This is a genomic window from Shewanella rhizosphaerae, from assembly GCF_019457655.1.
GTDB classification, from domain to species: domain Bacteria; phylum Pseudomonadota; class Gammaproteobacteria; order Enterobacterales; family Shewanellaceae; genus Shewanella; species Shewanella loihica.
In genome coordinates this window covers 3,738,958-3,759,916 of record NZ_CP080420.1, presented here as the reverse complement: position 1 = coordinate 3,759,916, position 20,959 = coordinate 3,738,958, and the positions used below count along the sequence as shown (strand labels likewise).

Below are 20,959 nucleotides of genomic sequence, written 5' to 3'. Positions count from 1 at the left end.
TAATAAGCTTATGATTTCAAAGGAATATCAATGCGTACCCAACAAATGTTTAAGCGAAGCGCCGTCGCCAGCCTGACCGCGCTCTATCTCGCCGGGGCGGGCTCGATTGCCATCGCCCAGCCGGGGATGGAGAAGGTGCCTGGCACCAGCTTCTACACCCCGACCTTCACCGCCGAAGATATTCAGCGGGTCAACGAGGAACGTCAACTCGAATTGAGTGGCGAGGTCTACCTGGGCACACCTGGGCAGATCAACCGCGTCAAGAAGGCGCGCACGCCTGAGGAGATCTTCACGCCATCGGAAAAAGCCAGCGGCGTGCAGACCTATATTGTTCAGCTCGATGCCGAGCCGCTCGCCACCTATGCCGGTGACGTGCCGGGCTACGCCGCCACCACGGCGCCGAAAAACCGCTCTGTGATCGCCAAGGGCCGAGTCGCGGTTAATACCGCTTCGGCTCAGGCCTACAAGCAATACCTGGTGTCCAAGCAGGATAAGTTTATCGCCAGCGTCCGTCAGGCCGGCGCCTCGGTGAAGGTGACTAAGCAGTTCACCCTGGCGAGCAATGCCATGGTGGTGGAGATGACCCAGGAAGATGCCATCAAGATGTCTCATCAGCGTGGCGTCACCCGCATCTCACCTAACCGCGTGTTCCAGCTGCGCACCGACCGTGGCCCAGAGTTCATCGGCGCCGACAAGGTGTGGCAGGGCACGGCAACCTCGGGTAGCCTGGCCGCCAAGGGTGAAGGCATGGTCGTGGGGATCATAGACACGGGGATCAACACAGATCACCCGGCGTTTGCCGACGATGAGGCCTACGCCACGACCAACCCCTTCGGCGCCGACAACGGCGTGGGCGATTGTGTCGACTCGCCAGAGTTGTGTAACAACAAGCTGATCGGTCTGCACTCTTATCCTGAGATCACCGACATCTATGCGGCGCCCGAGTTTCAAACCACCGGCCGCCCCGTGATGATCCGCCCGGCCAATGGCGAAGACTATAACGGCCACGGCTCTCACACCGCCAGCACGGTCGCGGGTAACACACTGACCGACACCCCGCTGCAAACCTTCAGCGGCGAGGCGACCAGCGACGGTATCAATGTGCCCTTTAATTTCCCACAAACCAGTGGTGTGGCGCCCCGCGCCCATATCATCGCCTATCAGGTCTGTTGGCCAGGTGGCAGCGGCGACCCCTATGCGGGCTGCCCCGAGTCGGCGATCCTGTCGGCATTTGAAGATGCGATAGCCGATGGTGTCGATGCCATCAACTTCTCTATCGGCGGCGCCGAGTCTCTGCCTTGGGCCGATCCCATGGAGCTTGCCTTCCTGGCGGCCCGTGAGGCGGGGATCTCTGTCGCCGTGGCGGCGGGTAACAATGGCGCCTACTGGTCGTCGGATCACAGCTCGCCTTGGGTGACTACCGTAGGTGCCAGCACCCATGATCGTCAGCTCGACGCCGGGGTGAAGACCTTAGGCGAGTTCGAAGGGGTAAGCGCGCCAACCGCGCCAATGCAGGGCAAGAGCTTCTCCGGTGGTATCACCGGCCAGGTGGTGATGGCCGAGAAATATGCCGACCCGGATCTTAACGATGGCTATAACGCCGCCAGCTGTAATGCGCCTTTCCCTGCCGGTACCTTCACCAGCGATCAGATCGTGGTGTGTGAGCGCGGCGACATCGCTCGCGTCGACAAGGCCAAGAACGTGGCGGCCGGTGGCGCGGGTGGTTTCATCCTGCAAAACATCAGCTACTCGGCGGACAACCTGGTGGCGGATAACTTCGTGCTGCCCGGCATTCAGCTCAAGGCTGCCGAGCGCTACAAGCTGCGTAACTGGGTCAACCGTAACGGCGAGGCCGCCCGCGCGACCATCTCAGACTATAGCAATGACTATTACTTGGACGCCGAGCTGGGCAACAACCTGGCGACCTTCAGCTCCATGGGGCCAAGCCGCACCAACAACACCTTGGTACCGGATCTGACGGCGCCGGGTGTCGACATCTATGCGGCCAACGCCGACGATCAACCCTTCACCTACTCGCCGACGGCCTCTGACTGGACCTTCATGAGCGGCACCTCGATGGCGACGCCTCATGTGACCGGCGCCATGACGCTGCTGAGTCAGATCCATCCAGACTGGACACCGGCCGAGATCCAATCGGCGCTGATGCTAACGGCGGGCCCAGTGATGCTCAACACCGGCTATCAGCTGATCGAGCCTTACTACAACTTCATGGCCGGAGCGGGGGCGATCAACGTGGCGCGCGCCGCAGACACCGGCCTGTTGATGGATGAGACTGTCGAAAACTACCGCAATGCCGACCCGACCAACGGCGGCCTGGTGAACTGGCTCAACATCCCCTCTATGGTGGAGATGGAGTGCACCAACACCTGCAGCTGGATGCGTACAGTCAAGGCGACCCGTGACGGTACCTGGACGGTAGAGGGGATCGGCAAGGAGGAGGGCTTCGAGCTGACGGTATCGCCGGCGCAGTTCTCCCTCAAGGCGGGCGAGACCCAGAGCATTATCGTGACGGCGACACCGCCGAGCAAGATAGAGATCAAGGTCGATCCCGAAGAGGCCGATGGCCCGTGGGATGCTGTGCTCAATAAGGACACCTTCTTCAACGGCCAGGTGGTGTTGAAGGAGCAGGGTGACAGATCCCCAGAGGTGCACATGCCTGTGGTGGTGGCCACCAGTGGCGAGCAGCTGCCCGTGTCACATCATTTCGAGATCACCCGGGATCAGGGCACAGAAACCCTGATGGTGAATACCGATGCCTACAGCCAGCTGACGCCGCGCTTCTACGGCCCGGTGAAGCCTGAGGTGTATAGCAATCGTCTGACCGCCGTGGGGCCTTTCCTGCGTCAGGACTATATCGAGAAGGGCTGGGATATCCGCACCATCACGGTACCCGAGGGCGCCAAGCGTCTGGTGGTCGAGGTGCAGAAGGCCGGAGTGGTGAGCACGCTCGAGGATCTCAACCCTCGCTACACCACGCCTCATCCGTTTGTGATTGTGGGTCTGGATGAGAACGACAACGGCACCTTCGTGCCAGACAGCGAAGCCGACAGTAGCGCCATCAAGGCGGAATACTCGGCGGAAACCGTTTGTCTTTCAACCAGTCAGGCGGAGCATAACTACTGTAGCCTGGAAAACCCGGCGCCCGGCACTTACTGGGTTGCTACCGCCATGGCCTATGGCCAGGGTGAAGTGGACGTGGATACAGGCTACGCCATCATCATGGAAGATGACGATCGCGGTAACCTGAGCGTCACGGGCCCAGCCTCGCACGATGGCAACGGTAACTATGAGATCGGCATCAACTGGAACCTGCCACAGACCCAGGCCGGTGATATCTACTATGGTGGTTTCGACCTCGGCAACATGCCGGGCGCCGAGGGCACCCTGGGCTTCACCGCCCTGGATATTCGCCGCGCCGACGATGCGGTGACCTGGGAAGTGAGCCAGGACAAGGCACGTAGCATGGATGTGGTGGATATCAGCCTGAAGATCGCCGCTAACATGGAGACTCAGGACCGTCAGTACCAGTTTGCGCTGCAACTGCCCGAGGGAATGCGTCTGGCACCGGCGACCCTGACCACCAACAACGATCAGGTGACTCAGGCGGTGACCGCCGATGAGCGCGGCTTTACCCTGACGGGCATGCAGCCATCCACCCGCGACGTACAGCGCGAGTACAAGATGACCACTAACCTGACCGACAAGATGTGTCGCACGCCGATGATCGACGAGTACTCGACCGGTGGCTATATCGACCTGTTCGGTGAGTTTAAGATGCAGCCGCTGGCCGACTGGTTTGTGGGCGACTATCGCAGCGCCTTCGACGTGCCTATCGACTGGTTGTTCTACAAGGAAGGCGCCAAGTTCGAGCTGTACAACCAGCCGAACGCCGGTTATCTGCGCATGCATACCGTAGGTGCCATGCAGCTCAACACGGGTTACTGGTACATGATGCTGCACCGTGGTCCAGGCTTCCTGGTCGAGGCGCTGGCGCCGTTCTGGCGTGGTAGCTTCGAAGGCAAGTATCGTCGTCACTGGGAAGATCCATGGGGACTTACCATTGCCTCTCAGTATGCCGAGGAGCGTCCAGACCTTGGGGATCTACTCTTCCTCGAGTTCGATAACGTGACCGATAAGAACACAGGCGAAGAGTATGATTTCGAAACGATTCTGCGTAGCGGCATCGACGACCGTCCGGGTCAGTTCGAGATCATCTATGCCTACGACAACCTGGGTGCCGATCTAGCCAAGGGGGCCGTGTTCCTCGAAGGTTTCGATACTCAGTGGTCGACCAAGGCGGGCGCCAAGGGCGGCGGTCTCTATGAGGTACTGGGCTTCGATAACTTAGATGAGGTGCTAGCCGACGATCTCGTGGTCTGTTTCGACTATGTGGGACCTGAGCAGAGCCGTATGGAGGTCAACTTCAAGGCGGTGATCAAGCCTGAAGCGACCGGTACGGTGCAAGACATAGTGCTGGATTACGACCTGGAAGGCGCACCGTCGATTCAGCTGATCCACGCCATCAGCGTCCAGGGCAACATACAGATCGCCGAGATTGCCGATCAGGTTGTGGCCGAGAACACGCCGCTGGAAGGGCTGACGGTAAGCTATATCGATGCCAACAAGGTGCCGAACACGGTAGAAGTGACTGGCGAGCACATCACGGCCGAGGTGCAGGGCAATAGCTTTACCCTGATCCCAGAGGCCAACTTCCACGGTGACACTCTGGTCACTGTGACCGTGCGCGATAACGAGCACAGTGGCGATGCCGCCAGCACCAGCTTCATGCTGACGGTGGAATCTGATGGCGTCGAGCCGACACCGCCGCCTCAGCCTGAAGTTGTGCAGCCTGAGTCGAGCTCGGGTGGTGCCTTAGGCTTGGGTCTGCTTGGCCTGCTGCCGCTGGCACTGCTGCGTCGCCGCAAGGCTAAGGCGCGTGTGAGCTAATATGGCTGCATAAGATGGCTAAGTAAAAAGGTCAAAAGTATGGCCAAACAAGCATTTCGGGTATGACCCAAGATGCTTGAAGCTAAAGTGAAAAAGAGGAGCCAAGGCTCCTCTTTTTTTATGTCAGTAATCTTGGCGTGGACCTAACTCCTTAACCTTTAACCTCTAGCCTAGGGCCAGCAGCCGGTTCTTCTGCTTCTGATAGAAGTAGGCCACCGTCAGCAGGATAATACCGATGACGATGAAGGCGACCACCTTCTGCACCAGCACGAAGGAGGCCATGTCGATAAACAATATCTTGAGACAGGCGAGGCCGAAGAGGATTCCCGCCATGCGTATCAGGCTGGTCTGTTGCGGTCGCAGGCTGAGGAACATGAGCGCGCTGCCGTGGCTCACCAACAGGATGCTGCTGACAGGCGCGGCTATTTGATCCCCCAGCTGATAGCTCCAGAGGAAATAGCTCACCGCCAGCAGGCTGTGCCAGCTCCACAGCAGGGCAGGTTTAGGCAGCAGCTTCTTGTGGGACTCGATGCCGAGTCGCTTGCCCCTGAGATACCAGGCGAGCACCACCAATATGCCCAGCTCGCTGAGGCTAAACAGCAGGCTGCTCATGTCCAACCTCAGGGGGCGATCGCCATGCAATATGATGGGCGCCAGCGGCAGCAGGAGAAGCAGGCCATAGGCGAGATCGTAGCCGGGTCTCAGCGCTTTGGCGAAACGTCTGCCCAGGGCATTGTCGCGCTCGACCAGCAGGGCAAAGTAGCCGGTCAACGCCAGGAATACCAGGGACCAACCCGGGGCGATAAGCCCGGACAGGGTCTGTACGGCAACGGCCAGGACCAAGGCAAAATAGAAGGGGCTCAACTGCCAGGGGAAGCGCAGTAATATGCGCCAGTGCCGATTCATTTGCTCATAACGGCCGTGCACTGTGCCCAGTGCTAGCGCGCCTATGGCGAGGGCGACTAATCCCTGCCACTGATTGTCCAGACAGCTAATGGCGGTGAACAGCATGGCCGTGGCACAGAGCACTTGCGTCTCGATCACCAGGCTCCGGTGGCGCACGAACCTCGCGAGGCCAAGGGCCATGGCGCTGGCCAGCCAGAGGTAGATGGGGAGCAGCTCCAGATAGCTGCGCAGCACCTTAGGTAGCAGCAGGAGCGGCAGCGCCAAGTAACAGATGAGCTGAACATAATAGGCCAGACTCACCAGCGGCGACTGAGGTGTGTATCGCTTATACCAGTTGTAGGCTAGCAGCAGACTGCTGAAAAGCTCGATACGCGCCAGCTTGGCGTTGAGGGGCTGCTGGGCAAAGTTGACGCTGCCCGCCTCTAGCATGCCCAGCATGATGAGGCCGCCTAGCGGCAGTAGCCAGAACCAGGCCATGATCTCGGTAAAGCGCAGCTCGTCTCGTCTGCCGAGATAGAGCAGCATCAGGGCGATCAGTGGCAGGCCGTTGAGATAGAAGTCTGGGCTCAAGCAGTAGCCGATAAACAGCGCGGTGATCGCCAGCAGCTGACCAAAAACGCCCTGCAGGGCGCGGCGCAGGAGTCGCTCCGTCCCGGCAAGTCTATCCCCCAGGGCATCAATCAGGCGTATCGCCTGATAACAGGCGGCGCAGCTTAGTGTAAGTGTGAGAATGAGGATGAGGTTATCGGTCATTCCCGCGGCGCCACCCAGCTGGTGATGACTCACTGCCAGGCCGTCGAACAGGGTCAGCAGGTTGCTGCCAAGGCCCATGGCCAGCAGGATATAGGCCTCGGTGCGAATCGCGATAAAGTCATGTTTAGCGCCGAGCCAGAGCAGTAGCAGGGCCTCGATCAACAGCACTAAGCCAAGGAGGTCGGCGCTGATGAGGTAGAGCGCCGCCACCCCGGCGAACACCCCGGCCGCGGCCAGCATCAGCGGCGCAATCAGGTTATCGCGCCGTATCTTCCAATAGAGCAGGGCGCAGATGGCGCCGTTGATCGCGAACAGCTCGCCGGCGTAAGAGGTAAACTCCCCCAGGGTATAGAGGGTGAAACAGAGCATGGCCACGGGCACCATGAGCAGGCGCGCACTGGGCTCACGCTTGGTCTGGAGCCAGAGGCTACCCAGGCCATAGAGATAGAAGAGGGCGTTGATGCATCCCAGTGCCAGCATGGCCATGGTGTCGATGGGGGCCAGCGGCAGAAACAGGAAGAAGCTCAGTAGCTGCACACAAGCGATATGCAGCAGCGCGGTGATCTCTATCAGCACGGGCCAGTTCAGCCTGTGACTCTGCACCAGGGAGCAGGCGCCTATGATCAGCAAGTAGGGCAGATAGAGCAGCGGCGCCTGGCTGGCATCGAGCAGCATTAGCGGCGCCAGCGAGCCGCCGCACAGGGCGATGATGGCCACCACTTTGGTCTCCAGCTTCATCGCCAGGCCGTAACCCAGGAGGGTGTTGACCAGCATCAGCGAGAAGGCGGCGCTCTCAGGGATTAGCTCAAAATAGGGGCCGAGGAAATAGATACAGAGGTAATTTAATATGATCCCAAGGCCCACTATGCCCGAGGCATAGTCCTCCATGCCCGGCCTGGCTCGCCGGATAAAGAGGCCGCCAGCAATGACTGTGTTGGCCGTTACCAGGCCGAGCAGTGCCTTACCAAGCTCGGAGAACCAGTGGTTGATGGAGTATTGCAGCAGATAGCCAAAGCCCAGGGTCAGGGTGATGATGCCCGCAAGAGTCATCAGAAATACCGCGCCCTGTCCCTTGGCCTGATAGTGTTGATAGAAGGCCTTGGCCTGCTCGCCGAGTCCGCCGAAGGGGCCGAGTAGCAAATTAACCAGCTGCCCCAAAGAGCCCTGCAGCTGCCCCACCGAGTTAGTCAGCTGTTGGCCAATACCTGGAGTGGCGGCCTTCTGTTTTGTGGTTTTCGTTGAGCGAGACGAAGGTTGAGTTTTAGCCTGTTCCTGTGGTTGAGGCGTCTGGCGCTGCCAGGCGTCGTGGCGATAGCTGGTATCGGCCTGCTGGCTGAGTTCGCCTTGCTGGGGTGATGGTGTCTGCTCTAACTCTAGCTGCGCTGACTGTAACGGCTCTGCCTGCGTCTGCGCTGCTTGTGGCGGCTCTGGTTTTAACAGCTCTGGCGGGGTCTGCCATGGCAAGTATTGGCTTGAGAGGCTTGGTGCCGATACCGAGGTTGAATCTACAGAATTTGCATGCGCAGTCGTCGATTGCGTCTGCTGTGGATACTCGGGCTGGTCGTAGCCCTCAAGGGCATTTACCCGCGCGTTGAGCTCGGCCAGCTGCTGGCTAAACTCCGCTAACTGACTCGTGAGCGCCGCGCGGTCCGATGCCTGTTGTGACTGCATCGCCTCCAGGGCCTGAGTGAGCTTGTTGACATCTTCCTTCAGTGTCATCGCCTTTCCTTTGGTCTTGCCAACTTTTCCTAAGAGTTATCATTGTACTTGCAGTATAGGCACTTAGGGAAGTGGTTGATATTTTTATGAATGCGGACGTTAACTTGTTTTCCAAACTCTGTTTGGGAATGAAAGTCGTGGGATTCCATCCCACACCCGGGGTGTGCGACCTGACGGTCGAGGTAAGTAGTTGGAATCTTCCCATGTTGTGGGACGGATAGGACCTATGAGCATTTACTTGATTTTCAAACTCCGTTTGAAGATGAAAGTCGTGGGAAGTTTCCCTCGTCGGGATGGATACGGCCTTACGGCCGAGAAAGTCGTGGGATTCCATCCCACACCCGGGCAAGGAGGGCTGCTCGTCCTCGCCCTCCTTGCATCCACCCTGACGCCCCCGACGAAGTTGTTGATCCTCATGCTTCAATAAAAATCGCCTAACGACTCGGATGGGACTCCTGTCCCTCCGAGTCTTAGCCATCGTCCATGATGGCTATACGGCATTTTCATCTACGCATTTCGGCAACTTCGATGGGGATCTGTTGTAGCCACAACCGGCATTTGCAGCAAGTAAGTAAAAGTTTACTCTGACCCGACTATTCCTAATACTGTAACCATGCATACGCATTGTTTCTTGAACACCGATTAGAAATGGGCTTTTTAGACTCATGATTACCTCATTCCTAATGCACTGTTTATTTATACAGTGTTGTTTGGTATTTCCGAATATCAAGGAAAATAGTGAAATAATTTTGCGCGTTTATACATGTACTAATCCGTATAATTCATTTTTATCAATCAGTTATGTGTTGACTACTTGAGATAATAGGTTTGGAAAACGCGCATGCGCGTTTTTGCAGATGGATTACTTATATGAAAAGCGGCAAAATGCTGATAAGTTCATTACATACAGATAGTTAACTGTGCGCGCTTTCACTGGTCCAACGAGGTAAACGCGCATGCGCACTAATAAAATGTTAGATTTTTACTCACTAATTGGAAACAAACTACAATGGCGACAGGAAGTATCGCTCCAAACTTTCATGAAGGGGCAAGATCGGAATACCTAGCCCAATATGTTTTAACATCTTTCGGCACCGCTTCATTAGTACCAAGACCAGAAGACTATGGAGTCGACTTCTTTTGCAGTCTAGGCCGCAGAATCGGTCAAAGGCTACACATTGACAATTATTTCAGTGTACAAGTTAAAAGTAGCACCGATGACGTTATTTACGATGGTAAAAAATCCGTAGAATGGTTAACTTCATTAAATTCACCGTTGCTTTTTTGTTGTGTTAACAAGAAAAAAAGTATAGTTAGCATATATGCAGCACTTGGTATATGCATGCTGTCTGCAAAAACCTCTTTAGAGTTTGTTCGACTTGTTTTTGAGCCATTTCCAAAAGATTATGAAGTGGTTCAAGGCTCCCCAAAACCATGCGCAGAGCACAAAAATAATCTTCAGGCTGAAGTGTACTTAGGTAAGCCGATACTTGAATTTAATGTTGAACGGTTATCTGATGAAAATTTTTTGACTAATGCTAAATTAATTCTGAAAAAATGGATAAATATAGATCAAGAAAATTTGGATCACCGATCAATGGGCTATACGTTCTACCATATGCCAGGTGATCACGAACCGAACGAAATGCCTAGTGAAGAGACGCATATTGTTGGAAACTTCTTAGATGCTCTCGCTGACAGAAAGAATACTCATAAACACTATCAAACTCTTTATAAGAGTCTTTCACAGCAGATTAATTGGGCCACTAACCAATATGATATTGAAATGTTCAAAATATTACATGAAACAACGCTTCATATCCTCAAGAGAGAGCCTGATACTAAAGGCAATGGTGGAGTTGCCCTCATATCTTCGCTATTGAGCGGAGGTAAGCACTTAAATGTAGAGATTGCTCCATATTTTCGAGAAGTATTTGGAGAATTTGAAATCTAACAAAGCATTGCAGCGGACAAGCCGCTGAATGCGGTGTTAGGGAACCAAGAATGTCAGGATATTCAGACTATGGCGAGTTAATGGCCGAATGGGCTTCAGAATACATGAGACCCATTGTAGAAAATCATCAAAAGGGCACCTTAACCGAGCCGTCGAAGCATACACCGTTTAACACAATATTTTACGGGTTTACCGAGATATCAAATACTTTCGAGGCTCTAAAATTGTCCGAAGTTTTAGTATCCGTCGCGCCACCAAGAAGTAACCGCATTAATGATGATGAATACATAAAATATCTTATAAATACATATTTACAGGATGTTTATATTTTAAAAGAGCGCCTGAATACATACGCAACAAAGTTGAAACGCATGCATGAAAGGTGCGGCAGGGGTAGCTTGGTACAAGCGCACATTGACCCTGTATTTGAATTTGTTAAGTCCAGTCTTGATGGGCTGGTGAACACTAGGGGTAGCCATGTTCATTCCAACCGCTACAGCGATGACGAGTTGGATAACGTTGCACAAATGGCACTTATTTCTAGATACAACTCAGAGTATGAGCAACATTACAAGTTCAGCTATAAAAAGGCTCAAAGAATTTGGTCTTCGAGGATTAAGTCCAACAATGAGGCTACTGAAAAGCTGCTAGACCACTATTTTGAAAGCATCATGAAGGTAGTAAAAGTAGATGGCAGTGTATTCATGCCCTAACAAGGCCAGCCAGAGGGACCAAAAAACCGCCGCTTCGCTCTGGTTTTTCGGCCTCTGCTGGCGGCGTTGCGCCCGATCACTAATGATACTTAATAAATGAAAAGTTGGGTCAGAGTTAAGTTTGTTCTAGTTAGTGAGGTTGCTGGTAGAAGTTACAACTAGTCCCCATCGAAGTTGCCGGAGTGGATTGCAGAAAATGGCGTGAGCCTCACATGGATGTGAGGCTAGCTTTCGGGGGGCTTGGATGCCCCATCGGAAGCGTCAGTCATTTTCAAATAGCCACGTAGGGATCACAACTTCGTCTGGGGCGGCACGGGGAGATGCAAGAGGGGGATTGCTGGAGATCCCCCTCTTGCCCTGGTGTGGAACGGAGTTCCACGACTTACCTCGGCCGTAAGGCCGCACATTTACAGCTGTGGGATGGAATCCCACGACGTTAATCCAAACGAAGTTTGGAAAACGTAATTCAGGCCGAAAGGCTACACCTACCCTGGTGTGGAACGGAGTTCCACGACTTACCTCGGCCTTAAGGCCGCAATCCGGCATCAGCCATTCAAACGTAGTTTGAAACCTCTCCTTATGACGTTAGTCATCAAAACGTTATTTAAACCATTGTTAACTGACAATGGTTCCACGAATCGTTAGAATAACCCCCAGATTATTCCTATCCAGAGCCAACCCCATGCATGTACATATCTTAGGGATCTGCGGCACCTTTATGGGTGGTCTCGCACTCCTCGCTCGCGCTAACGGTCACAAGGTCACGGGCAGCGATGCCAACGTCTATCCGCCGATGAGCACTCAGCTCGAGGAGCAGGGGATTGAACTGATTCAGGGTTTCGACCCAAGCCAGCTGGGGCACAACGAAGATGATGCGCCGGATCTGGTGGTGATAGGTAATGCCATGAGTCGCGGTAATCCCTGTGTCGAGGCTGTGCTCAATCGTGGCCTGAAATACACCTCTGGGCCACAGTTTCTCGCCGAACATATTCTAACCAATCGCTGGGTGCTGGCGGTGTCGGGCACCCATGGCAAGACGTCGACCTCCAGCATGTTGGCGTGGATCTTAGAAGATTGTGGCTATGCGCCGGGCTTCTTGATCGGTGGCGTGCCGCAAAACTTCGGCGTGTCGGCGCGGTTGGGGGATTCCCCCTTCTTCGTGGTGGAGGCGGACGAGTATGACAGCGCCTTCTTCGATAAGCGCTCCAAGTTTGTCCACTATCAGCCGCGCACCCTGGTGATCAATAACCTGGAGTTCGATCACGCCGATATCTTCGACGATCTAAAAGCGATCCAGCGTCAGTTTAATCACGTAATAAGAACCGTACCGGGTCAGGGCAAGGTTATCTGGCCCTCCGCCAGCGACGCGGTGCGTGAGGTGATCGACATGGGCTGCTGGAGCGAGCAGGAGACCTATAACCTGATGGCGGGCAGCCCGGGTTGGTACAGCGAGCTTTTGAGCGAGGATGGCCACAGCTTCGAGGTCTTCTTCGATGGTGAGTCCCAGGGCGTGCTCGACTGGTCACTCATCGGTCAGCACAACGTGGAAAACGCCACCATGGCGATCGCCGCGGCCCGTCATGTGGGCGTCAAGCCCGCGGCGGCTATCGAGGCACTGACCCGCTTCGCGCCGCCAAAGCGTCGCATGGAGCTGATCGGCACTGTCAATGATATTGCCGTGTATGACGACTTTGCCCACCACCCGACGGCGATTGCCACCACGCTACAGGGCTGCCGCGCCAAGGTGGGTGAAAGTCGCATCATAGTGGTGCTGGAGCCGCGCTCTAACACCATGAAGCGAGGCGTGCATAAGGATACCCTGGCGGGCTCCATGGCGCTTGCCGATGCCGCCTACCTGTATCAGGCGGACAACATCGACTGGGACGTGGAAGCGGCGATGGCCAAGGCCGAGTTGCCTGTGACTGTGCTATACCAGATAGATGAGCTGGTGGACAGGGTTGCAGCGGTCGCTCAGCCCGGCGATACCATTATCGTGATGAGCAACGGCGGATTCGGCGGCCTACATGGCAAGCTGCTGGCTAAGCTGGAAGAGACCAAGGCTTGAGTCTAGCCCGTAAGGGTTAGACTCGGGTCTTCAACATAGAGAGTGATATGAATTATCCCAAGCGGGCCAAGGCGATTAGCCTGGCCTGGACCGGCGCCAGCGGGGCGCCATACGGACTCAAGCTGCTGGAATGCCTCTTGATGGCCGATTATCAGGTATTTTTGATGATCTCCAGCGCGGCGCGCGTGGTGCTAGCCACCGAACATGGGCTGCAGCTCAGCGCTAACGGTGACAAGGCCAAGGCCCAGTTGCTGGCGCTGTTTGCCGAGCGCGGCAATGAGGTGGCCGGTGAGCTGCATGTGCTGGGCAAGGAGGAGTGGTTCTCGCCACCGGCCTCAGGCTCGGCGGCGCCTAAGCAGATGGTGATCTGCCCCTGCAGTACGGGGACCCTGGCGGCGGTGGCCACCGGCATGAGTAATAGCCTGCTGGAGCGGGCCGCCGATGTGGTGATAAAAGAGCGGGGTCAGCTGATCCTAGTGCCCAGAGAAACCCCCTTTAGCAGCATACACTTAGAGCATATGCTGTCTCTGTCGCGCCTCGGCGCCACCATAATGCCGGCGGCTCCAGGCTTTTATCATGATCCCAAATCGGTTGAAGATCTGGTAGACTTCATGGTCGCTCGGATCTTAGACCATCTGGGTGTCGACCACGGGTTAACCAAGCGTTGGGGCTATGATAAGCACAGTGCCGACAACCGCGACAATTAACACAAATTTGAGAAGAGTATGAAACACACTACCGAAGTGATGATCTCGGCAGATGAGATTGAACAACAACTGGATATCCTGGCAGCGCAGATCAATGCCCATTACGCCAATAGCGAACGCCTGCTAATGGTTGGCCTGCTGAAGGGGTCTGTGGTCTTTATGGCCGACCTCTGCCGCCGCATCAAGGGCCACGTTGAGATCGATTTCATGTCGGTATCCAGCTACGGCAACGCCATGACCAGCTCGCGCGACGTGAAGATCCTAAAGGATGTGCAGTCGGATATCGAAGGCCGTGACGTGTTGATCGTCGAAGACCTGATCGATTCGGGTAATACCTTGAACAAGGTGCGCGAGATGCTACTGCTGCGCGAACCTAAGAGTCTGGCCCTCTGTACCTTGCTGGACAAGCCAGAGCGTCGCGAGGTTGATGTACCGGTAGACTTTATCGGTTTCACCATTCCCGATGAGTTTATCGTCGGCTATGGTATCGACTATGCCGAGCAGTATCGCAACCTGCCTTACATCGCTAAAGTCGTACCCCTAGATTAATCGCGCCGTCGTTAAGATTTTAAACTCCTGCTTTGTGCGGGAGTTTTTGTTTTTTCATATCAATACAATACCAATTTCAAGATCAGGATAACGGAAGTCACTCATGACCAAAGAGCCATATGCTTTAGTTATCGACTCGCTCAGAAAAACCTACAAGGGCGGCGTCGAAGCGGTAAAAGGGATCAGCCTTAAGGTCGAGGCGGGGGATTTCTTTGCCCTGCTGGGCCCCAACGGCGCCGGCAAGTCCACCACGATAGGTGTGATCTGCTCCCTGGTGCAGAAGAGTGCCGGCAAGGTGAAGGTGTTCGAACACGATATCGACACCCAGCTGGAGTTGGCCAAGATGTCCATCGGCCTGGTGCCCCAGGAGTTTAACTTCAATCAGTTTGAGACAGTGCAGCAGATAGTGGTCAATCAGGCCGGCTATTTCGGCGTCTCCCGCGAGGTGGCCTTCGAGCGCGCCAAGAAGTACCTGAGTCAGCTGGACCTGTGGGACAAGCGCAACAGCCCGTCACGCGCGCTTTCGGGTGGCATGAAGCGCCGCCTGATGATCGCCCGCGCCCTGATGCACGAGCCCAAGCTGCTTATTCTGGATGAGCCCACCGCCGGGGTGGATATCGAGCTCAGACGCTCCATGTGGACCTTCCTGACGGATCTTAACCGCCAGGGGGTGACCATCATACTGACCACCCACTACCTGGAAGAGGCCGAGATGCTGTGCCGCAACATTGGCATTATCGACAAGGGCGAGCTGGTGGAGTGCACCAGCATGAAATCCCTGCTCAGCCGCCTTAACATGGAGACCTTCGTGTTCGACCTCAAGGCCGACATCAACGAAGCGCCGACCCTCGACGGAATTAGCTGCCGCCTGACCGATCCACACACATTAGAGGTGGATGTGGAGAAGGCCCATAGCATCAACAGCGTGTTCGCCCAGCTCACCGAGCAGGGGATAGAGGTGTTGTCTATGCGTAACAAGGCTAACCGATTGGAGGAGCTGTTTGTGGAGCTGGTGGAACAAGGCAAGGGAGGTACTAAAGTATGAACTCGGGCATGAGCATGAATATGAAGCACGTCTATTTTACCGCCTTTAAGAGCATATTGATCAAGGAGGTGACCCGCTTCACCCGTATCTGGGTGCAGACCCTGGTGCCACCGGCGATCTCTATGACCCTCTATTTTCTGATCTTCGGTAACTTGGTGGGCAAGCGCATCGGCGAAATGGGCGGCGTGAGCTATATGGAGTTTATCGCCCCCGGCCTCATCATGATGTCGGTGATCACCGCATCCTACTCCAACGTGGCGTCATCCTTCTTCAGCGCCAAGTTCCAGCGTAATCTGGAAGAGCTGATCGTCGCGCCCGTGCCTCACTATGTGATGATTGCCGGTTACGTGGGCGGTGGCGTCGCCCGAGGCCTGTGTGTCGGTACCATAGTGACCCTGGTGGCCATGTTCTTCGTGGATATTAGCCTGCATCACGCCGGGCTTGTGGCGCTGACCGTGCTGTTGACCTCTATCCTGTTCGCCTTGGGCGGGCTTATCAATGCCGTGTTCGCCAAGAGCTATGATGACATCAGCATAGTGCCCACCTTCGTACTGACGCCGCTGACCTATCTGGGCGGCGTCTTCTACTCGCTTACCCTACTGCCAAGCTTCTGGCAGGGGGTGTCGCAGCTGAACCCCGTGGTCTATATGATCAACGTGTTCCGCTACGGCTTCCTGGGTTATGCCGACATCAGCATCGGCCTGTCGGTGGCGATCATGCTCGGCTTCTGCGCCGGGCTCTGGCTGGTGGCCTATTACCTGATCAGCCGTGGCATAGGCTTGAGAACCTAGTTGGTTCATGACAGACAAATCCAACTAAAAAGCCCCACATTGGTGGGGCTTTTTGTTTGCAGTATTCTTTAATGCATGGCGTGCATCGACTAGCTATCTTCCAAATAGCGCACCATATCAAACAGCTGCGCCAGGCTGTCGGCGCCTATCTTGGCGCTGCAGAAGTGACCATTCTGGCAGGCATAATCGCTGACCCATTGAATGATTTCTGGAAGTAATATCTGCTCCTCCGAGGGGTGTAGAGCGCCGTCTTGGCAGTGGTAACACACGCCCTGGCTGTCGATAAGGGTTAGGGACTCGGGCGCTAGGTGATCGCGCTCAGTTAGCCACTCTTCCTGGCTATCTAACAGCATCAGCTGCTTGTCGCTATCGACCTTGAGCAGTAATGGCCAGTGGATTGTCATATCTGAGTCTGCTCGGGTGGCATCTCGACCTCGGGATGGTTTTGGTCACAGCCCAGGTGGAAGTAGGCGCCGGGTTTGTCCTCTATGCCATGGGCCAGGCCGAAGGCGTAGCCTTTGACATAGATAAACAGATACAGCGCCGCGTCTTTGTCGTCGTCATAGGCCTTGAGGGTCTGTCGCAGCTTGCTGTTGACCTCCTCTTGGTCCACGGAAAAGCCCATGTCGATGGCGAGCTTGGCGCACAGCAGGGGGGCGATCACCTGGCTCTGGGTCGTTAGGTATTGGGCATGGTCGACGAAGCTGTCGACATTGAGTTCGCGGGAGTCATCGGCGGGCGAGAAGAGGCTCTGGCGCATAAAAAATCCCAGCAGAAGCAGGCCGATTACGAGCAGGCTCAACTGGGTCTTGTTCATGGCGACCTCGCGACTTACGCAAATGAAGAATGTGTTAGGTTTTAAGGTTAATCTGTCACAGCCAGTGCTGCATAATTCATCTTGTACGGCTAATGCAGCGTAACTCATATTGTACGGCTAATCTTGCACTACTAATGTTGTACGGCTAATGTTGCACTACCTGAGGGGCGCCTTTGTCGGGCTGCTCTTCCTGCCCTCCCAGTTCTTCCTGCTCAGGCGCCTGCGTGATGCGCAGCTTGTGCTGCTGTAGCATGAGCATGGCGTCGTCGTTGAGCTTAATCAGGCCGTCGAAGTAGCGGTTCATCTCGTCGAGCTTAGCGAGAAATTCAGGGTCATCCTTGGCCTGTTTCTGCCAGTAACGCTTGCGATCCAGCTTCTGTTTCTCGCTGGCCCTTAGGATCTCATAATAGCTGTTTTCCTGCTTGAGGCGGTAGATTTCGGCGTCGATCAGCTGTAACAGCTTCTCCTGGGAGAGGGTGCGCTTGTTGAGCAGCGCCTGCAGAGGGTCGACCTTCTCCTTGGGTTTGTCGCTGTCGGTTTCCGTGGTGATGCCGAGTTGGTATTGGATATGGTGCTGCTTAAACTCTTTCGGGCATGAGGTCTGGCTGAACACCACCTTGTCGCCCTTGATGCACTTGTAGATGCTGCTGGCGTGGCTAAGGCCTGGAAGCAGCAGGAGTGCGATGGCTAAGAGCAGTTTTCCCATGGAGCGATAATTCCTCTATCTGCGTCGAGTCCAGGCGGCATTGTAAGCTTAGCGGTCGCCGCGACGACTCATGTCCCTTTCTCTTGTGTAACGAATCTTTAGCTAACTTTATGTCGTTTTACTTCATTTTGGCGTCCATACCGGCAAGCTTAGGTCGCTAACTTATTGGGGGATTAAGCTCAGTATGGTCAGCTATTACTATGGCGCAACTCTTGGAATAACACCAGTATTTTGCATGACTTAGGTTGCATTACTTAGGTTGCATTACTTACGCTTGCATGACTTAGATGATTTGCACTCGAGTGCGGGGAGGGCAGAGATAAAAAACCGCGATGTGAGCTGATGTCACACCGCGGAGTTTGCTTGGGTGGGGTTATCTAAACCTTAAATCGGTTGCCTAGCGGCTGCATTCTTCCAGCAGATAGGCCAGGTGGCGATAGGAGATGCCGCTGTGCTGGGTCAGACCCACTTCACACATGCGGTTGGCGTAGTAGCCCTCCTTGATATCGACCGGGATCAGCTTCTTGATGTTGCGCAGGGCGCTGGCGTTGATCTCAGGCTTATACAAGCCCTTCTCGCCGGCGTAACCACAACACTCGATCCCCTCTGGCAGCTTAACGCCGTTACTACAGGCATCGGCCAGCGCCTGCATCTTAGGCTCAAGCTTCATCTTGCGGGCGCTACAGCCAAGGTGCAGTGCCACGTTGACCTTCTTGGTAAAGGTCAGCTTAGGCAAGATCTTGTCGTGCATGAACTCGACCAGATCGGTAATTTCCACCTTAGGGTTGCCCGTCAGTGTACGGTAGGTACAGGAGAGTGCATCCACCACCACAGGCACCTTGCCGTTATCGCTCAGGGCGCTCAGGGCGCTCAGGGCGTCGATCAGCTCGTCGCGCTTGGCATCGGCGTTCTTGAAGTCACCCTTAGATTCCCACATCTGGCCGCAGCACAGGTGACGGGTGTTGTCAGGAGTGACCACGTTGTAACCGGCGCGCTCCAGTAGGGTGACCACTACTTCTGGCAAGGTGCGGTTGTCGGGATCTTTCGGCGTCGGGCCGAAGGTGCGACCACCACAGGCCGGGAAGTAGATCACAGTCTCCTTGTCTGGCGAGGCTGGGCTTGGCTTAGGCAGCTTGCCGCCCTTGGCGAAGTCTGGGTTCCAGTAAGGCACCTCTTTGGACACCATGCGGCCCACCTTCATCAGGCCGTTGGTGACGCTGTCGCCTGTGACCTTGTGGATGATGTTGAGCACGTCGAAGCCTGTGCTGATCACCTGGTTGACGGCGCCGAAGTGTTTGGCCTGGAAGTCCAGTACCTTCTGCTCAGTCGTGGTGATGTATGGGGTTCTCAGCTTACGCACCAGCTGACCCATGCTGTTGTCTACCGGACAGGCGATGGTACAGAGCTGGCAGGCGGCGCAGGTGTCGACCACGTCATACTTGGCCGCGGCGCGCATCTCTTCGGCGGCTTGCTTGTCGCCAGAGGCTTCCAGGCGGGCGATTTCACGCAGAGTCGCGATACGCTGACGCGGAGTGAAGTTAAGCGCCGAGGTCGGGCAGGTCTTCTCACAGAAGCCACACTCGATACATCTGTCCACAAAGTCGTCGACCACAGGGCATGGCTTGATGTTCTTGACGTGCACGTTGGCGTCGTCGTTGAGGATAACGCCAGGGTTAAGCAGGCCTTGGGGATCGAAGATCTGCTTGATGCGCTTCATCAGGGTGTAGGCATCGGCGCCCCATTCCATCTCGACGAATGGTGCTACCGCGCGGCCTGTGCCGTGCTCGGCCTTCATGGAGCCGTCATACTTGTTGATCACCATCTCGGCCACGTCTTGCATGAAGCCGTGGAAGCGGTCGATATCTTCCTGTGAGGCGAAGGTCGGCGTGATGATGAAGTGGAAGTTACCCGCCAGCGCGTGGCCGTAGATCACCCCTTCAGGGTAGCCATGCTTGTGGAACAGGGCGGTCAAATCTGTGGCCGCATTGGCCAGGTGTTCCAGCTCGAAGGCCACGTCTTCGATGATCACCGAGGTGCCCTTCGGACGCTCGCCGCCAATGATAGGGAAGAGGCCAGAGCGCATCGCCCAGTACTTGCTGTAGACCTCGGGGTCACGGCTGAAGCTGATAGGACGCTCGGTTTCGATGTGGGCCAGCTTGGCGATCACATCCTGGGTGTAGGCATCCAGGGTCGCCTCGTCGTTGGCACGGGATTCGATAAGCAGGATGGCGGCGCCTTCTGGCAGCTCGCTCAGCCAGTCTGGCATCCCTTTCTTGCCGGTGACCGCCTTGATCGACGCCCAGTCCAGCAGCTCGGCGGCCGCGACGCTGTCGCATTTGATTGGCGGAATGGCGCGGGCCGCATCTTCCATGTTGAAGAATACCGCCATGGCCGAGGCCTTGAACTTGGCCTCATCGACCGTGTTGTAGGTCACCTCTTCGACGAAGGCCAGGGTGCCCTCGGCGCCGACGATCAGGTGATTGATCAGCTCGAACGGATCCTCGAAGTCCACCAGGGCGTTAATGCTGTAGCCAGTGGTGTTCTTGATGGAGTATTTCTTGCGAATGCGATCGGCCAGTACCGGGTTGCTGGCGGTGAGCTTGGCGAGATCGGTCAGCTCGCTAAGCAGCTGCTGGTGAGACTCGCGAAACGCTTCTTTTGAGCGCTCACAGCCTGTGTCCAGACGGGTACCGTCGGCGAAGAGAAGCTTGGCCGAGGCGATGGTCTGGTAGCTGTTCTGGGCCGTGCCGCAGCACATGCCCGAGGCGTTGTTAGAGACGATACCGCCTACCATGGCCGAGGCTAGGGTGGCCGGATCCGGGCCAATCTTCTTGTTGAATGGCTTAAGCGCCAGGTTGGCGTCGCCACCGATAACGGCCGCGCCGAGTGAGATCTGGTTGTGATCCTCGCTGACGGCTATCTTTCTGAAGCCGTCGTGACCTAGGATCAACAAGATACCTTCGCCGATGGCCTGGCCTGAGAGGCTGGTGCCGGCGGCGCGGAAGGTCACTGGGGCATTGTGCTGGCGCGCGACTTCGAGTGTGTCACGGGCATCTTCCAGAGTCTCGGCGTGTACCACCACCTCTGGCACGATACGGAAGTAACTGGCGTCGGTGGACCAGGCGAAACGACGCACTGCATCGTCTGAGACGGCTTCATCACCGAGTTTTGCGCGTAAATCTGCGACTACTGCTGAATAATTAATCGACATAACATTACTCTTTAATTCGACCCACAGAAAGGCGGGTTCATCACGTCCGCCTTTC

General features: G+C 55.7%; 13 protein-coding genes. 8 read left to right on the top strand and 5 right to left on the bottom strand.

Annotation, left to right across the window (positions count from 1 at the left end):
• The first annotated feature begins 30 nt into the window (after positions 1-30).
• Complete coding sequence (locus tag K0I63_RS16310) at positions 31-4,968, top strand: S8 family serine peptidase (RefSeq protein WP_220081714.1); 4,938 nt, start codon at positions 31-33, stop codon at positions 4,966-4,968.
• 165 nt (positions 4,969-5,133) lie between these two features.
• Here the strand turns inward: K0I63_RS16310 and K0I63_RS16305 are convergent, their stop codons facing one another.
• A complete protein-coding gene (locus K0I63_RS16305; protein WP_220081713.1) occupies positions 5,134-8,346 on the bottom strand; it encodes a DUF2339 domain-containing protein in 3,213 nt (1,070 codons plus the stop codon).
• A 1,009-nt stretch (positions 8,347-9,355) separates the two neighbouring features.
• On the opposite strand from K0I63_RS16305, the gene K0I63_RS16300 reads away from it, so the two are divergent.
• From K0I63_RS16300 to K0I63_RS16270, 7 genes are all read left to right on the top strand, one after another.
• Positions 9,356-10,300, top strand: a complete 945-nt coding sequence (locus K0I63_RS16300; protein ID WP_220081712.1) for a DUF4365 domain-containing protein — start codon at positions 9,356-9,358, stop codon at positions 10,298-10,300.
• Positions 10,301-10,350: 50 nt separating this feature from the next.
• Positions 10,351-11,013, top strand: a complete 663-nt coding sequence (locus tag K0I63_RS16295) for a hypothetical protein (RefSeq protein ID WP_220081711.1) — start codon at positions 10,351-10,353, stop codon at positions 11,011-11,013.
• 682 nt (positions 11,014-11,695) lie between these two features.
• Positions 11,696-13,078, top strand: a complete 1,383-nt coding sequence (gene mpl / locus K0I63_RS16290; protein ID WP_220081710.1) for a UDP-N-acetylmuramate:L-alanyl-gamma-D-glutamyl-meso-diaminopimelate ligase — start codon at positions 11,696-11,698, stop codon at positions 13,076-13,078.
• A 47-nt stretch (positions 13,079-13,125) separates the two neighbouring features.
• Positions 13,126-13,785 (top strand): flavin prenyltransferase UbiX, encoded by a 660-nt coding sequence (locus K0I63_RS16285; RefSeq protein ID WP_220043297.1) that lies wholly within the window; start codon positions 13,126-13,128, stop codon positions 13,783-13,785.
• A gap of 18 nt (positions 13,786-13,803) precedes the next feature.
• Positions 13,804-14,334 carry a hypoxanthine phosphoribosyltransferase gene (gene hpt / locus K0I63_RS16280; RefSeq protein ID WP_011866938.1) on the top strand — a complete coding sequence of 177 codons (531 nt, stop codon included), beginning with the start codon at positions 13,804-13,806 and terminating at the stop codon, positions 14,332-14,334.
• A gap of 103 nt (positions 14,335-14,437) precedes the next feature.
• On the top strand, positions 14,438-15,379 hold the full coding sequence (locus K0I63_RS16275; protein WP_220081709.1) for an ABC transporter ATP-binding protein: 942 nt from the start codon (positions 14,438-14,440) through the stop codon (positions 15,377-15,379).
• Between the two features lie 20 nt (positions 15,380-15,399).
• Positions 15,400-16,170 carry an ABC transporter permease gene (locus tag K0I63_RS16270; protein ID WP_220074012.1) on the top strand — a complete coding sequence of 257 codons (771 nt, stop codon included), beginning with the start codon at positions 15,400-15,402 and terminating at the stop codon, positions 16,168-16,170.
• 89 nt (positions 16,171-16,259) lie between these two features.
• On the opposite strand, the gene K0I63_RS16265 is transcribed toward K0I63_RS16270, so the two are convergent.
• The 4 genes from K0I63_RS16265 to K0I63_RS16250 form a co-directional block, all read right to left on the bottom strand.
• Entirely contained in the window at positions 16,260-16,574 is a 315-nt protein-coding gene (locus K0I63_RS16265) for a DUF4144 domain-containing protein (protein WP_220081708.1), read from the bottom strand.
• The gene (locus K0I63_RS16260) at positions 16,571-16,987 is read right to left on the bottom strand and encodes a hypothetical protein (protein ID WP_220081707.1); all 417 of its coding nucleotides are present in this window, start codon (positions 16,985-16,987) and stop codon (positions 16,571-16,573) included. The genes K0I63_RS16265 and K0I63_RS16260 overlap by 4 nt, the downstream gene beginning before the upstream one ends.
• A gap of 145 nt (positions 16,988-17,132) precedes the next feature.
• Complete coding sequence (locus tag K0I63_RS16255) at positions 17,133-17,693, bottom strand: DUF4124 domain-containing protein (RefSeq protein WP_220043293.1); 561 nt, start codon at positions 17,691-17,693, stop codon at positions 17,133-17,135.
• 397 nt (positions 17,694-18,090) lie between these two features.
• The gene (locus tag K0I63_RS16250; RefSeq protein WP_220081706.1) at positions 18,091-20,904 is read right to left on the bottom strand and encodes an FAD-binding and (Fe-S)-binding domain-containing protein; all 2,814 of its coding nucleotides are present in this window, start codon (positions 20,902-20,904) and stop codon (positions 18,091-18,093) included.
• Positions 20,905-20,959 lie beyond the last annotated feature (55 nt).